General features: G+C 68.9%; 12 protein-coding genes and 2 pseudogenes. 10 read left to right on the top strand and 4 right to left on the bottom strand.

The annotated features are described in order from the left end of the window. Window positions 1-147: 147 nt before the first annotated feature. Complete coding sequence (locus OG844_RS01595) at window positions 148-810, bottom strand: HSP18 transcriptional regulator (RefSeq protein ID WP_406387593.1); 663 nt, start codon at window positions 808-810, stop codon at window positions 148-150. Between the two features lie 129 nt (window positions 811-939). On the opposite strand from OG844_RS01595, the gene OG844_RS01600 reads away from it, so the two are divergent. The 3 genes and pseudogenes from OG844_RS01600 (at window position 940) to OG844_RS01610 (ending at window position 2,378) form a co-directional block, all read left to right on the top strand. Next, window positions 940-1,374: an Hsp20/alpha crystallin family protein gene (locus OG844_RS01600; RefSeq protein WP_406387594.1), complete on the top strand. Its 435-nt coding sequence runs from the start codon at window positions 940-942 to the stop codon at window positions 1,372-1,374. Window positions 1,375-1,485: 111 nt separating this feature from the next. Beyond that, a complete protein-coding gene (locus tag OG844_RS01605) occupies window positions 1,486-1,881 on the top strand; it encodes a DUF2267 domain-containing protein (RefSeq protein WP_406387595.1) in 396 nt (131 codons plus the stop codon). Between the two features lie 106 nt (window positions 1,882-1,987). Next, window positions 1,988-2,378: pseudogene (locus OG844_RS01610) on the top strand (DUF2267 domain-containing protein). Between the two features lie 74 nt (window positions 2,379-2,452). On the opposite strand, the gene OG844_RS01615 reads toward OG844_RS01610, so the two are convergent. Together OG844_RS01615 and OG844_RS01620 are read right to left on the bottom strand one after the other, a co-directional pair. Next, complete coding sequence (locus tag OG844_RS01615; RefSeq protein WP_329204906.1) at window positions 2,453-2,626, bottom strand: CsbD family protein; 174 nt, start codon at window positions 2,624-2,626, stop codon at window positions 2,453-2,455. Window positions 2,627-2,848: 222 nt separating this feature from the next. Continuing rightward, a pseudogene (locus OG844_RS01620) lies at window positions 2,849-2,977 on the bottom strand (hemolysin III family protein); the annotation flags it as partial. A gap of 322 nt (window positions 2,978-3,299) precedes the next feature. Between OG844_RS01620 and OG844_RS01625 the strand changes: the two are divergent. The 6 genes from OG844_RS01625 (at window position 3,300) to OG844_RS01650 (ending at window position 10,187) form a co-directional block, all read left to right on the top strand. Then, complete coding sequence (locus OG844_RS01625) at window positions 3,300-3,902, top strand: DUF485 domain-containing protein (RefSeq protein ID WP_406387597.1); 603 nt, start codon at window positions 3,300-3,302, stop codon at window positions 3,900-3,902. Then, entirely contained in the window at window positions 3,899-5,518 is a 1,620-nt protein-coding gene (locus OG844_RS01630) for a cation acetate symporter (RefSeq protein ID WP_406387598.1), read from the top strand. The genes OG844_RS01625 and OG844_RS01630 overlap by 4 nt, the downstream gene beginning before the upstream one ends. A gap of 727 nt (window positions 5,519-6,245) precedes the next feature. Next, window positions 6,246-6,470, top strand: a complete 225-nt coding sequence (locus OG844_RS01635; RefSeq protein ID WP_406387599.1) for a hypothetical protein — start codon at window positions 6,246-6,248, stop codon at window positions 6,468-6,470. A 586-nt stretch (window positions 6,471-7,056) separates the two neighbouring features. Beyond that, window positions 7,057-8,259, top strand: a complete 1,203-nt coding sequence (locus OG844_RS01640) for an MFS transporter (protein WP_406387601.1) — start codon at window positions 7,057-7,059, stop codon at window positions 8,257-8,259. A gap of 154 nt (window positions 8,260-8,413) precedes the next feature. Beyond that, the gene (locus OG844_RS01645; RefSeq protein ID WP_406387603.1) at window positions 8,414-8,737 is read left to right on the top strand and encodes a hypothetical protein; all 324 of its coding nucleotides are present in this window, start codon (window positions 8,414-8,416) and stop codon (window positions 8,735-8,737) included. A 262-nt stretch (window positions 8,738-8,999) separates the two neighbouring features. Next, window positions 9,000-10,187: a hypothetical protein gene (locus tag OG844_RS01650; RefSeq protein ID WP_406387604.1), complete on the top strand. Its 1,188-nt coding sequence runs from the start codon at window positions 9,000-9,002 to the stop codon at window positions 10,185-10,187. Window positions 10,188-10,878: 691 nt separating this feature from the next. Here OG844_RS01650 and OG844_RS01655 read toward each other — a convergent pair. Further along, window positions 10,879-11,934 (bottom strand): GDSL-type esterase/lipase family protein, encoded by a 1,056-nt coding sequence (locus tag OG844_RS01655; RefSeq protein WP_406387606.1) that lies wholly within the window; start codon window positions 11,932-11,934, stop codon window positions 10,879-10,881. A 346-nt stretch (window positions 11,935-12,280) separates the two neighbouring features. Between OG844_RS01655 and OG844_RS01660 the strand changes: the two genes are divergently transcribed. Next, window positions 12,281-12,637 (top strand): HIT domain-containing protein, encoded by a 357-nt coding sequence (locus OG844_RS01660; protein ID WP_406387607.1) that lies wholly within the window; start codon window positions 12,281-12,283, stop codon window positions 12,635-12,637. Window positions 12,638-13,741 lie beyond the last annotated feature (1,104 nt).

A 13,741-nucleotide genomic window follows, 5' to 3' on the forward strand; every position in this document is an offset into this window, starting at 1 on the left:
TCCGTACAGCTCGCAGGCGCCCGAACGGCGGACCTCTGCGATGTCGGCGGGATCCGAGGAGGACCAGATCAGGGCCGCGCAGTGTCTGCTGCGCGGCCCTGATCCGTGCCTGAGCCGGGATCGACCGACGCAGCCGTATCAGGCCAGTCAGCCATTGCGCTGCTCGTGGGTGTTCTGGCGGAGCCGGTCGGTGTGCCGGGTCATGGTGTCGATGTGATCGGCGAGGGCCGAATCTTCGGCGCGCAGGTGGGGCCGGGTATCGGTCAAGGGGAGGACGAGGTGGGCCGCGTCGTTGTCGGCGAGGGCCCGGTTCAGGTCGCTGACGGCTGCCGCGGCACCGTCCGGAAGACCGGTGAGCGCGGTGATCTGGCCGGCGAGCCGGCGCAGGTCCGCTGCGTTGTCGCGGGCCCAGGCCGTGACGGCACGGTCGGCGGCACGGGTGTCGCGGGTGGCCTGCACGCGCTCCTCGCCGGTGGACCCAGCGCTGCCGGGGCGCAGGCGCAAGTAGCGGCGTTCGGCGGCCTGGCGGCTGGCCACCCCGAGCGGCCCGGCGAGCTCGGCCCAGCTCGCACCCTGGCTGCGGGCGGTCTCGATCAGGCCGCTCTCCCAGCCGGCAAGTTCCTCCCGTACCTCACGCAGCATGAGGAGCGCGGCCAAAGCCGAGTGTGGTCCGGGCGTGTCCGCCGCCTCGGACGAGGGGGTTCCGGCGGTTGATCGCTGAACGCTCTTCACTGCCTGGTCGATGGCCCGCAAAGCCTCCGCCGCAGCGGAGACCGGGACCGGAGTGGTCGGCCGAATGACTTTGTCCATGACACCTCTCAACTGGATGTCACCCTCCGGGTGACATCTTGCTTGTCATCGTTTCGATGACATGTTACAACGGATGTGCATTGAAGCGCATTGGCAGTTTCTGCCTGAACCAACTGGAGGTGTTTCGCGATGTTGATGCGCACTGACCCGTTCCGCGAGATGGACCGGATCGTCCAGCAGCTGTCGGGTACGTCCGGGACCTGGTCGAAGCCGACCGCCATGCCCATGGACGCCTACCGCGAGGGCGACGAGTACGTCATCGCCTTCGACCTCCCCGGCGCGAGCACTGAGGCGATCGACATCGACGTCGAGCGGAACATGCTCCGGGTGAAGGCCGAGCGCCGGCCCGCCCCGAAGGCCGACACCGTGCAGATGGAGCTCTCCGAGCGCCCCCTCGGTGTCTTCTCGCGCCAGATCGTCCTGGCCGACACCCTGGACACCGAGCGCATCCAGGCCGACTACGACGCGGGCGTCCTGACCCTGCGCATCCCGATCGCCGAGCGTGCCAAGCCTCGGAAGGTCAGCATCGGCCGTACAGACGGGCACAAGCAGATCTCCGGCTGAACCGGCCCCACCCGCCCGCGGAGGACGGGGAACCGACCCCCTCCGGAAACCCCGTCCTCCGCACCCCGCAATCCGCTCCTCACGCCTCACTGCATTTCCGGAGGTGACGTGATGCCGATGCGACACGAAGCATTTCTGGCCCAGGTCCGCGAGCAGGGCCAGTACGCGACCGCCCAGGAGGCCGACCGGGTGGCCCGCGTCGTCCTGGCTCTCCTGGGCGCCCACCTCGTCGGCACGGTACGGGCCGAGCTCGCGGCCCGGCTTCCCGAGGCGTACGCCCTGATCCTGCTCAACCCCCTGCAGGCGACGGAACCGCTCTCGCCCGAGCGTTTCGTCCGCGCGACCGCGGCCTGGATCGAAGGCGCCACCGAGAAGACGGCCCTGTGGGATATCAACGCCGTGCTCTCCCCCGTGGCCACCGCTGCGGGCGACGCCCTCACCCACGAGGTCCTGCTCCAGCTCCCGCCCGGTTACGACCTCCTCTTCGGCCGCCCCCAGTCCCCCTGAGCAGCACCCGGCCGGAACGCGAACCCTCGAAGAGAAAGGACACCTCACCGCTGTGCACGCCCGGCTCCGACCTGACCGGTCCACCCCGACCGTGACGTTCGACCAGATGCTGGAACGCGTCCGCTACGAGCGGCATCTACCCCACCCGTGAGCGCGCGGAAGAATCCGTACGCACGGTCTTGGCCGCACTCGGCCGGCAGATCACCGGTGAGGAACGCGTCGACCTCGCCCAGCGAATGGCGCTCGAAGCGGCCCTCGCCCTGACATCCTCGACTACCGACATCGAACAGCTCAGCGGCTGGGGTTTCGCCAAAGACCTGGCCACACGAACCGGAGTCAGCCCGGCCGTTGCCCACTGGGACGCCGGCGCCGTACTCGCCTCAGTCTCCGCCCTCGCCGGCCCCGACCTCCTCGCCCGCATCCTCCAGCGACTCCCCGACGGCTACGCACTCCTCTTCGGCCAGGCCCAACTGCGTCGGCACCAGCCCGCCGCCTGAATGGAACCGGCTGCGCGGACACGCGTCAGGGCCGGGACAGCATCTGCTGTCCCGGCCCCGACGCATACGTGAGGTCAGTGCTTGAAAGCGTCCTTGACCTTCTCCTTGGCCTCGCGAGCATCACCCTTGGCCTGCTCCGCGCGGCCCTCGGCGGTCAGCCGCTCGTTGCCCGTCAGGCGCCCAGCGGTCTCCTTGAGCTTGCCCTTGGCCTGCTCGGCCTTTGCCTCGGTCTTCTGCTCACCAGACACAGCTGATCACTCCCTGTTCGATGGAAAAGGTCTTACAGAACCCCGTATGACCGGCGAGCGCCCGCCCAAACAGACGGCGTCATCGCCTCAGTCGCAGCCGTACCCCACCCGGGACTGCTGCGTCCCTTCAAAGGCACTGTCGACCCAGGGCCATACAGGGCTGATGGTGAGCGGGGGATCGCATCAGGCCGGTGCCGTCAGGACGTGGTCCGCACCTGGAAGGCGCACCGGTGCCCAGCCCAGGGCCAGGTAGCAGGGCGTGTACAGCGAGCGGGGCGCTCCGATCCACAGAGCGCGGAAGGCGATGCCGGCCAGAGCGCCCGTCCACACGGTCCACAGGAGAACAGAACGGACCGCTGCCCCGGGCCCGGGGCAGCCGAGGGCATCCACCCGACCACATCGTCGGCCCGCCCTGCGCATGCGCCGGACCGGTCGCGCCGAGCGGTTTGCCCGGCCCCAGGGGCGGCCCGAGACTCCCGAGACTCACCCGTGACCTGCGGGAAGATCCACGACCGGGGTTACCGCGGGTTCCGTCGCCACGGGCACAGGATCGTCACCGAACCGACATACCGAGCGGTCGGAAACCCCTTACGCAAGGGCTATACCCATGAGTAACGTACGCGGACCACCGGCGCCACCCGCCCGTTCCCCGGGGCGGCAAGGAGCAAGATCGATGTCGTACCACCAGCCTTTCCCCGGCCCACCGCCCGTACCCCAGCACCGGAATGCCGGGCGGCACCGCCAAGAGGCGGCGTCGCAGTCCTGGGAGGGTGGATCGCCGCCCTGGGACACCGATCCACAGGCAACCTGGGACTCGTCCACGCGAGCGTGGGACTCCTCGCCGCCGGGCTGGGACTCCGCGCAGCAGCCCTGGGACGCGTCCCCACAGCCGCAACCACCCGCCACCACCGACGATCGTGATGATCTGCACCGGCTCGGATCGGCTTACCGCAGGCTCCGCCGCGTCGCCACCTTCACCGCGCTCGGCTACTTCGTCATCTTCCTTTTCCTGTCCGGATACGCCCCCTCGATGATGACCAGCATCTTCACCGGTGGTCTCACCACCGGTCTGGTCCTGGGGCTCCTCCAGCTGCCCGTGGCGCTGGCTGCGATCGCGCTGTACGAGCGGAGCGCGCGCAACCACGTCGACCCGCTCGCCGCGGCGATCCGCGAACGCGCCGAGCAGGCGGCCGCGGCAGCCGCGCCCCGGCCAGAACGCCAGAGCCGCTCCGGAGGCCCCGTGTGGCAGCAGCCCACCGGAGGTGCGCGCGCATGACCAGCTTCAGCTCCGAGGCCCAGACCATGTCGCTGATGGCGTTCATCGCGGTCATCACCGTCACGCTGCTGCTGTGCGTGATAACCGGCCCCGATCGTGACGACCTGGGCGACTTCTACACCGGCTACCGCTCGCTCTCCCCCGTGCAGAGCGGCCTCGCGATCGCCGGCGACTACATCTCCGCCGGCACCGTGCTCGGCACCATCGGCATCATCGCGCTCGTCGGCTACGACGGTGTCACGCTCGTCCTGAGCACCGTGCTCTCGCTGGTCCTGATGATGTTCCTGCTCGCCGAACCGCTGCGTAACGCCGGCCGGTTCACGATCGGCGACGTCCTCACCCGGCGTCTCCCCGGCCCCGCCGTGCGGATCACCACGGCCGCGGTCACCCTGACCGCACTGCTGCCGCTGGTGATCTTCCAGCTCGCGGGCGCCGGCGATCTCCTCTCCGTCGTCCTCGGCTTCGACGCCGACGGCTTCAAGACCGGGGCGATCGTGTTCCTGGGCCTGCTGATGATCGCGTACGCGGCGATAGGCGGTATGAAGGGCACCGCCTTCATCCAGATCGTCAAGACCGTCGTCCTGCTCGGCGCGTCCCTCGCGATCGCCGCGCTCATCCTCAACCGCTTCGACTTCAGCCTGCCCTCCCTGCTGGACGCCGCCAAGCGCGGCAGCGGGGCCGGAGACGCCTATCTCGCCTCCGGTCTGCAGTTTGGTGGCAACGAACTCGACATGATCAGCACTCAGTTGACGGTCGTGCTCGGCGCCGCGGTGCTGCCACAGATCACCATGCGCATGTTCACCGCACGCAGCGCGGCAGCCGTGCGGCGCTCGATGTCCTGGGCCGTGTCGACCGTCGTCGTGACCTGTCTGCTGATCGCCGTCATCGGCTTCGGCGCGGCGGCGATCGTCGGCCACCAGGGGATCGTTGCCGGCGACCCGCAGGGCAAGACAGCGTTCCTCATGGTCAGCCAGGCCGTCATGGGCACGGACCAGACGACCGTCGAGACACTGCTGTTCACGGCCGTGGCGACAGCCATCTTCCTCACCCTGCTGGCCTCCGTCGCCGGGATCACCCTCGCCTGCGCCAACACCCTGGCGCACGACCTCATCACGCACGGGCTGCGCCGCAAGGCGCAACTGAAGGACTCCGCAGAGATGGCCATCGCCCGGACCGCCGCTGCGGGCGTCGGGCTCGTGGCGATCGCGATCGCCGCCGGTGCACGGCATCTGAACCTTCAGGCACTGCTCACCCTGTCGTTCTGCATCGGCGCGTCCGCGGTCGCACCGGCCCTCATCTACAGCCTCTTCTGGCGCCGCTACTCCCGTACGGGACTGCTCTGCACCCTCATCGTGGGCAGCGCCTCCGCGTTCATCCTCATGACCGGCAGCAACCTGGTGTCCGGATCGCCCCAGGCGATCTTCCCGGACCAGGACTTCAACTGGTTCCCGTTCACCACCTCGGGCATCCTCTCGGCCCCGCTGGGCTTCCTCGCGGGCTGGCTCGGCACGGTGCTCTACGAACCTGACCCGGCCTACCAGCGCATGCGGTACGAAGCGGTGGAGGAGACGATCCTGGCCGGCACACCCGCGGCTAACAGCGCCTCCGCGTCCTGACCCGCACGCCCCGCGCCCGGCCTGAAGTTCCAGGCCGGGCGCCCTTTCGGCTGTCCGAGGCGCCTTGGGCCTCTCGTTTGGATCTTGCCGGACTCGCGTGCCCTGGTGCCGCACCTCGCCGCGTTGTCGTCGGTCGGCATGGCTCCCTTGCCTCAATGTCTTCGGCTGTGATCGGAGAGAGTTGCGCCTCCATTGCGATCCGCCACACCCCGGCCGGATCGCTCGCCGTCACGTCCGCCCTCCACGCGCCCTCCGGTCCGCGCACCTCCACCTCCGTGTGCGCGCCGGCGGCCCGCGCGGCGGCCGCCAACTCCGGCTTGAGCAAGTGGTGCGCCATCGACTCCTCGGCGGCGGCGCACTCCGGAGTTTCCGGAGCGTGGGCAAAGAACCGCAGCCCCGTTGGCAAGACCTTGGCCGCAGCGGGTGTCGACACTCATCGCACACCAGTGGCGCAACCGGCCGCACTCGCCATACGTCCTCCCACGCCTGTCCGCAGCCGAGCACCGGGCGGGACCGGTGCCGGTGCAGTGCGGAGCGGCCCCCCGGGCACGGGCGAGGCAAGGTGGGACCGGGCCGGGCCCGTGCGGACCGGCCCGGGCCCGTGCAGTGCCGGGCCGATGCGGTGCGGTGAGGCACGGGGATGATCTTGCGTGACCTTTGGTCCCGCCAGTGGTTGAGACGGATGACCAGGTGGGCGTATCCGTCGAGGAATGGACGAGGACACACGATGCAGGCACAGCAGGCACGGACACTGACCCGGTTACTGTTCGGGTCCGGTGCCGTACTCATGGCGGCAGCCCTGCCCACAACAGCGGTACACGCCGACGAAACCCACACCCACTCACACAACGCACCACACCTCAGCCTCATCCAGACCGGACAGATCGACGACCCACTCGAGGACGTCCTGGAACACCCGACAATCCTGGGAACAACCCACGTCTCCGACTGAACAAGCCGCCCGCCGTACCACCCGCAGCCCGCACACCCCTGTTTGAGGCCGACAAGCCCCTCACAACGCAGAACAGAACTACCCGCCACGGGCCACGGGCTACGGGCTACGGGCCACGGGCCACGGGCCACGGGCCACGGCTCGATGAGGAACGAGTCGATCTTCGTCCAGGCAAGATCAGGATGCCCGTTGGCCACTGCCCAGTCCCCGGAATCTGCGGGCGTCGCGGCTCATGCCGGAGAGAATGCTCTTGTTGTCCCAGCGCCCGAACCATGAGCCCGGCTGAAACTGCCGGGGATCCGCGCGGGTGCTTTCACCGTCTTGTCGGGGAAGGCCCAAGTGATGATGCCGGTCGTGAAGTCCCACGACCGGGCCGAGCAGGCCGCCCAGTCCCAACAGGACACCCCTCACTGCTCCTCAGCACCGGCAAGCAATACCCGCTCCGTGGCGCCAGCTTCCGGGCGGCTTCCTGCGCTTCCAGCTCCGCTGGGCGCACCGGACTCGGCTTCTTGAAGCCGTAGGGTCTGACATTCGGCCACAGCGTGCAAGGCCGAGGAAGACAAGGGCTGGTCAGAGGTGGGTTTCTGTGAACGTTGGGGTGCAGCGCGGTGCGATCGCCGTCGTGCAAGTTCTCGGCCTCGCTGTGTGGTTCTCCATGTCAGCGGTGGTGCCGAGCCTGCGGAACGAATGGGGGCTCACGGCCGGCAGCGCGGTATGGCTGACGGCTTCCGTCCAGGTCGGTTTCGTCGCCGGGGCCGTGACGTCGACTGCCCTGAACCTGGCTGACCGCCTCCCGCCCCAATACCTGCTCGCGGCCAGTGCCGCGGCCGCCGCCGGCTGCACCCTGATGCTGGCCCTGTTCGCCGACCGGCTGGCCGTCGCCGTTCCCCTGCGGTTGATGACCGGGGTGTTCCTGGCCGGGGTATACCCCACCGGCATGAAGCTCATGGCCTCATGGGCCGGCAGCGCCGGGCGGGGCAGGACCATGGGCGTTCTCATCGCAGCCTTGACGCTTGGCTCCACACTTCCCCATCTCATCGCCGGGCTGGGATCCCTGCCCTGGCGCGGTGTCCTGCTCACCGCGGCAGCAGCCGGACTTGGGGGCTCCGCCATCGCGCTGCTCCTCCTCCGGCCCGGCCCCTACGCAGCGCCGGGCTCCCCCGCCCGCAACCCCCGCTACGCACTGAGTATGTTCACCGAACGCGGGCCTCGGCTGGCCAATCTCGGCTACTTCGGGCACATGTGGGAGCTCTACGCCCTGTGGACCTGGATCCCGTCCTTCCTGTTGACGACCGGCACCAGGAGAGATCTTCCGGTCTCGGTGGAGATCACCGTCTTCCTCACCATGGGGATCGGCGGGGCAGTCGGCTGTCTGCTCGGCGGGTGGGGCGCAGACCGGTTCGGCCGCGCTCCCGCCGCCCTGACGGCGCTCCTTGTCAGCGGCTTTTGCTGCCTGGTCTCCCCGTTCTTCTTCCACGCTCCGCCGCTTTTCCTGTTCGCCTTCTGCACGCTGTGGGGTGCTGCCGTGATCGCGGATTCAGGGGTGTTCTCGACAGCCCTGAGCGAGGTCGCCGACCAGCGATACATCGGGACGGCCCTGACCGGCCAGACCGCGATCGGGTTCGCCCTCACCGTCATCAGCATCCAGCTCACCCCACTCCTGGCCGAAGCCGTCGGTTGGCGTTACGCCTTCCTCCTCCTGGCTCCCGGCCCTCTTGCCGGCGCCCTCGCCATGCGCGCCTTCGGGAAAGGTGTTACCTCCGCTCCCTCCGCGCAGGGCAGCTCGTGACGACGGACGGCCACGTGCGGCACGAGCGTGGTCGCCGATCGCGTGCCAGCCTCAGAAATGAATCCGGGGGCAGCTCGTGAGGAGAATCGCGCCACCGCGCGGCAGTCGGGTCGTCGGTGGACCCCGGTTCGCCGATCAGGAGCGGGCCGCTGATGTGGAACTCGCCGTCGGCGGTGAACGTCTCGAAGCAGGTGCCCCAGCCGGTCGACTCCACCCGGGTGACGACCACCGCTCTTCGCGTCGGCGTTCCCCGCTCTTCGCCCCCGTCTCCTGGACCCGTGCGAGCGGCCGGCGCGAGGACGGCGTCCGGGTCGGCTTGGGCCAGGCGTACAGCGTGCTTCGCGTCGCTTCGTCGACCGAGACGGTGCGGACCACGGCGGTGAACAGCGTGGCAACCACCTCGAACGAATCGTTCAGCGGCAACATCATTCAGACCGGAACCAATTCCTACCTCCTCGCCGCTCCCCATGCCCAGTGACCAAGCGGAGCGAGTGACGGCTGAGACCGAGGCCTGACGGGGTCGAGAGCCGGGTGAGCGCCGCGCAGGACGTCGGCCCAGACCCGGCCCGACGAGCCACCGCCTCAGTACGACCCTGGCCCGTCGCTGCAAACTCGGTAGGGAAAGGCGGAGGAGGCACCGGACGTGCAACCGTTCGAGATCGGCAAGAGTCTACGGACCGAAGGGCTGTTCTCCCGGAAGACACCGTCCGTTTGCCCGCGTCCCAGCAGAGGTTCTCTCCATGCCGATATCCCCGCACAACCGTCGTGCCTGCCGTGCCGCTGTCGCCGCCCTCGGCGCTGTCGGCCTGATCGCGCTGACCGGGGCTCCCGCCGCCTTCGGCGATGAAACCGCACCCGCATTGGTCATTGGGGGCATCGAGCCGATCGACAGGGTGAAACCGGGGAGCAGCTTCGATGTGCCGGTCACCGTGGCGAACAAGGGCACCGGGGCCGCCGAGAAGGTATGGGTCTCCTACTCCGTCACCCGGGGACTCGACTTCACGGAGGTTCCCTCCAACTGCCGAGCACAGCAGGTCCCGTCCTACGACGAGATGCCCGAGAGGTGGATCGCGGTGTGTGCGTTCGACCAGGCGGTGGAGCCGGGCGTCGTCTACACGCCCGAGAAGCCTCTCCGTGTAAAGGCACTGGACCGCGCGCTCAACGACGAGCTGCGCGTGCGTGTCGGGGACGTCGATCCCGGGGCGGACGAGAACGGCACTCCGCCTGTGGCGGGAACCGCACCGGCGGTGAAACTGGTCGAGGGACAGGCGGGGAGCGAGGGGGCCGCGCAATTCGTCGACGTGCCCGTCACCTCCATCAACACGGCCGACTACCAGGTGACGGGTGCCGCGTTGAAGGGGAGTGTCGGTGAGACGGTGAGGATGACGGTGAAGTTCACCAACGCCGGGCCCGCCTGGGTTCTGACCAGGGAGGGGGACCGGCTCGTCACGGTCATGATCACGCCTCCCGCAGGAACGTCGGTCATCAAGCCCCACGGATTCTGCGAGGCCAAGGGTGAGGCGTACGCCTGCGGCACCAGTCAGCGGTCGGTCAATGAGGGCGGCCTAGAGACTTACACCTTCCAGCTGAAGATCGACAAACGGGTGGCGGACGCCAAGGGCTCGGTGGCGCTGAGCACCGAAGCGCGGCCGTTCGACCCAAACAAGAGCAACGACAAGGCCGACATCACTCTGGACGTCACGGGTGGGGGGTCGACCGGCTCGACGGGCAGCTCGACCGATGGCTCGGACGGCTCAGCCGGCGGGTCGCCGTCGACCGGCGACGACGGGACGACGACGACGACGAACAGCGGCACCCTGGCGGAGACCGGCTCCTCAACGTGGACGATCACGGGCGCGGCTGCCGCGGCGGTGGTCGCGGGTGCGGGCACGCTCCTCATCGTGCGCCGCCACCGGGCCCAGACCTGAGCTGACGACCGTCCGACGTGGCCGTCCAGGGGTACGTCGTTCTCAGGTCCGAGGACGGCCCGTCCTGGCTCCTGCTGACCACCGGCCCCCGCCGTGGAGAGGTGTGGGTGATCGCTGACGTCTGCGCCCCGGCGAGGACTGGTGGGGGTGATCGTTCCATCCTGCACAGTCGTAGGTTGCGGACCGTTCGAATCGCGTGCCGGCGCACCGTCGCGGTCCTTCCCGCTCTCTCTGATGCCTACCGCACCGGACTCGTTCGCCACCCTGCGCTCGACCAGTACCGCTCGATCCCACCCCAGAACCACGAGGAGCGGGCGGTGTGCGACCTGCGCGACGCCCTCGCCGCCCGGACAGCACTCCCCACCTGCTGCGTGGCGTCGGCCGAGGGCTCCCGTCTCGAGGCTTGTCGGACACATGTGTTGGCTCGGAGTGTCCCGTAGCTTTGGTCGCCGCTCCGTCGTCAGGAGCTGCAGGAGCGTCCCGCGCCGATTCCGACGAGGAGCGCAACGCCGAGCGACGGGTGCCGGGGAGCGCTTGCCGACCGCCCGGCGGGGTGTCGGAGGCTTGCCCCTCCGACACCCACCGAACACTTGCCCATTGGCTGGGTTCAGGTGCTGGCGCAACCGCACGGATCCGGACCGGCGCGGACCGCGACCTTCGGGGGCTCGGCCACTGCGGCATGGATGACCTCTCAGGACGCCGAACACGTAGCCGTAACCGATGGCGTGCCCGCCGCTGCCGACGTACTCGCGAGGAAGCCGAAGGTGGTACTGGCCCCCGCCTTCAGCGCGCCGTTCCACCCGGCGTCGCGCACCGTCGTCCCGGTCAGTGCGCCGTTCCAGACCTGGGTGAGCTGACTGCCCGCCGGGAGTGCGAGGGCAACCGCCCAGGAAGAGATCGCCGCCGTGGACGAGGCGTTGGTCACCGTCACCTCACCCTGATAGCCGCCCTGCCACGCTGACACCGCCCGGAAGGCCGCCGCGCAGCCACCATTCCCCGGGTCCTCCGGGCCCTCCGGGTCACCCGGGGTGAGCAGCGCCGACAGCGCCGGGTACCAACGGTCCGCCATCTTCGCGTCGCCGGAGGCGTTGGGGTGCACGCCGTCGTAGGTGTCTGTGGCCGTGTCGAAGCCCGTCCACTGGTCGACGACGGATACCGGCGACTGCGCGGTGGTGATGCCGTGGGCCCAGGCCGGAATGCGCTGGTTGAAGGCGACGGTGCGAGCGGCGCACTCGGCGCAGCTGCTCGGATTGATCGGGATGAGCTGGGCGACCAGCACCTTCATTGCCGGGTTGCCGGCCCGCATCTGGCCGACCAGCTTGGTGTACGCGGCAAGGATGGTGTCCGGCGCGATGCTGCTCCAGACGTCGTTGGTGCCGAAGTGCATGACGACGATGTCCGGCGCTGTCGCCGCCAACCATCCGGGCAGGAGGTTCTGGTCTGCGGTGGCGGTGGCAAGGAACCCGCCGTGGCCTTCGTTGTCGGCGTCGTGCGTGAGGGCGCAGCTCTGGGCGTTCAGCGTGCCGACGAAGTCGATATCGGTGTAACCGGCGTTCTGCAGCTGGTTCCAGAGGAGGGAACGCCAGCAGCCCGGGGAGCCGGTGATGGAGTCGCCGAGCGGCATGATCCGTACCGGGGTCGCGCCGGTTGCGGCGGCGGATGGGGCCCCGGCCAGGCCGAATCCGGCGGCGAAGACACATAGGGCGGCCAGGAAAGTGGCGAGGAGGGGGTGGCGTCTGCTGCGCACGGGGGCCTTCCTGAGGTGGGGGCGGAAGTGGGATGGCGGTACGCATCCCTGGGAGCGCTCCCATTCATCAAGCCACGATTGTCGCTGGCACGTCAATAACCCAAGGAGGCCGGGAGTCGGCGCTCTCGGTGCCGCCGCGACCGAGGTCTGGGCAAGCATCGGCTCGACGACGGTCGCAGGACGACTGGTCAGGCGTCCGGATGGGCCTGAGTCCGCAGCAACCACGCCGCACCACTGCAGTCGGAGGGAGGGGCGGGAAGCGGTGCCCTTTCACGTCCGTACTCCAGTGATGCCCTCCCCCGCGGTCACACTCGTAGATCCCGCTGTCCGGCACGATCTCGCCCGGATGCCACGACGTCATCAGGCCCTCAGTGGCAGCATCCCGCTGGAGGTAGCGGCCGAGACGGAGCGGGTACTGGCCTGTCACCACACCAACCCCTCGCATACGGTTCACATCGTGGTCATCCCGAAGGAACACGTACTATCGCAGACCGATCTCGCGGGCGCCGATGAGGGACTACTGCTGGAACTGGTCCAGGTCGTCCGTCAGGTCGCCGCCCAGGTCGAGGAGGAGCATGGCTCCTGCCCGGTGGTCACCAATTTGGGCCTGTACCAGGAGAGCAAACACCTGCACTGGCACGTCCTCTACCGGGGTGAGGACGAGGCAGCGATCCTACAGACGTATGGGCACCACGACCGCTGATCGTCAACATGGCAACCCTCGGATCCCTTCGAGCCTCCTCTGGGCGATCAGGCGGACGGGCGCGGTGTACGTCCACGGGCGACGGAGCGCGCTCCCCAGAACGGGACGCTTCTTGGGGGGCAAGGCGCGCGCACGTATCGCACAGCACGGCCGGACCCACTTCCCGCGGCGGGACCCGTCGGCCAGGTAGTTTCCGGGGGAAGCCGGCACGCGTACTTGCGGGCATGAGGTCCTCCTCGGCCGGCTCCCAGTCGGTGTAGAGCGTGACCTTGTCACCGCAGGCGGTGTACGGGTCGGAGTGGGGTCGATCTTGATGCCGCTGACCACGTAGAGATCAACAGTGTTGTCCTTGTCCCGCGCGGCAGCGCAGCTCGTAGGGCTTGCCCAGTTCCTCGACCACCCAGCCATCCTTTTCGTAGTGGTTGACCGCGTGGTCCCCGGCGTGCAGCTCTATGGCTTTGCGCTCCTTGGGGTCGAGACGTAGCCGGCGCGGCGGCGCTGGGGCTTCTCCTCGCCCCCGACCGTCGGCGGTGAAGCCAGGTGACTTGTCCAGGGGAACGTCTTCGGGCTGTCGGAGTCGACGGGGATGCCAGCGAGCTCCAGGAGGCGCTGGGCGGGCATCTGGACGCGTTTGCCCATGCCCCCGGTCGGTGCCGGAGCGGCGGATGGCGTAGCTTCCTGCTTCGGTGAGCGGACCATCGGGGCCCAGGGGCTTTATGCCGAAGCGCTGGGGGTACTTCAGGCGTCTCTCGGCCTCCTCGTCGGGCCAGTGCCAGAATTCGCCTTCCTGGAAGCCGCCGCCGACCCGGAAGAGGTAGAGGGTGGCAGTGCCCTGCAGCCAGTTCTCTAGACGGAATCGCGGGGAAGCGCCCGTGGCCAGGACGCCGAACTGGGATGACTGTCCTCGTATTCGGGCTTCTTCTGGGAAGCGGCGTGGAACGCCCGGGACGCCCTCACCGGCCCCGAGGTGCTCGCGCCACCAGGCAGACCAGCAGATCGGCTGCATCTACACCGCCCAGGGCATCGAATACCGGCAACGCGGGCACGCCCACTCGTAGGGCTGGCGACGAACCGCTGCCCACCTCTCAAGCCACCAGCTTGCAC

This window comes from Streptomyces sp. NBC_00887, assembly GCF_045207585.1.

Excerpts from the sequence above, each read along its gene's own strand:
- OG844_RS01595 (WP_406387593.1), bottom strand. The coding sequence starts at position 810 with ATGGACAAAGTCATTCGGCCGACCACTCCGGTCCCGGTCTCCGCTGCG.
- OG844_RS01600 (WP_406387594.1), top strand. The coding sequence starts at position 940 with ATGTTGATGCGCACTGACCCGTTCCGCGAGATGGACCGGATCGTCCAG.
- OG844_RS01605 (WP_406387595.1), top strand. The coding sequence starts at position 1,486 with ATGCCGATGCGACACGAAGCATTTCTGGCCCAGGTCCGCGAGCAGGGC.
- OG844_RS01625 (WP_406387597.1), top strand. The coding sequence starts at position 3,300 with ATGTCGTACCACCAGCCTTTCCCCGGCCCACCGCCCGTACCCCAGCAC.
- OG844_RS01630 (WP_406387598.1), top strand. The coding sequence starts at position 3,899 with ATGACCAGCTTCAGCTCCGAGGCCCAGACCATGTCGCTGATGGCGTTC.
- OG844_RS01635 (WP_406387599.1), top strand. The coding sequence starts at position 6,246 with ATGCAGGCACAGCAGGCACGGACACTGACCCGGTTACTGTTCGGGTCC.
- OG844_RS01650 (WP_406387604.1), top strand. The coding sequence starts at position 9,000 with ATGCCGATATCCCCGCACAACCGTCGTGCCTGCCGTGCCGCTGTCGCC.
- OG844_RS01660 (WP_406387607.1), top strand. The coding sequence starts at position 12,281 with ATGCCACGACGTCATCAGGCCCTCAGTGGCAGCATCCCGCTGGAGGTA.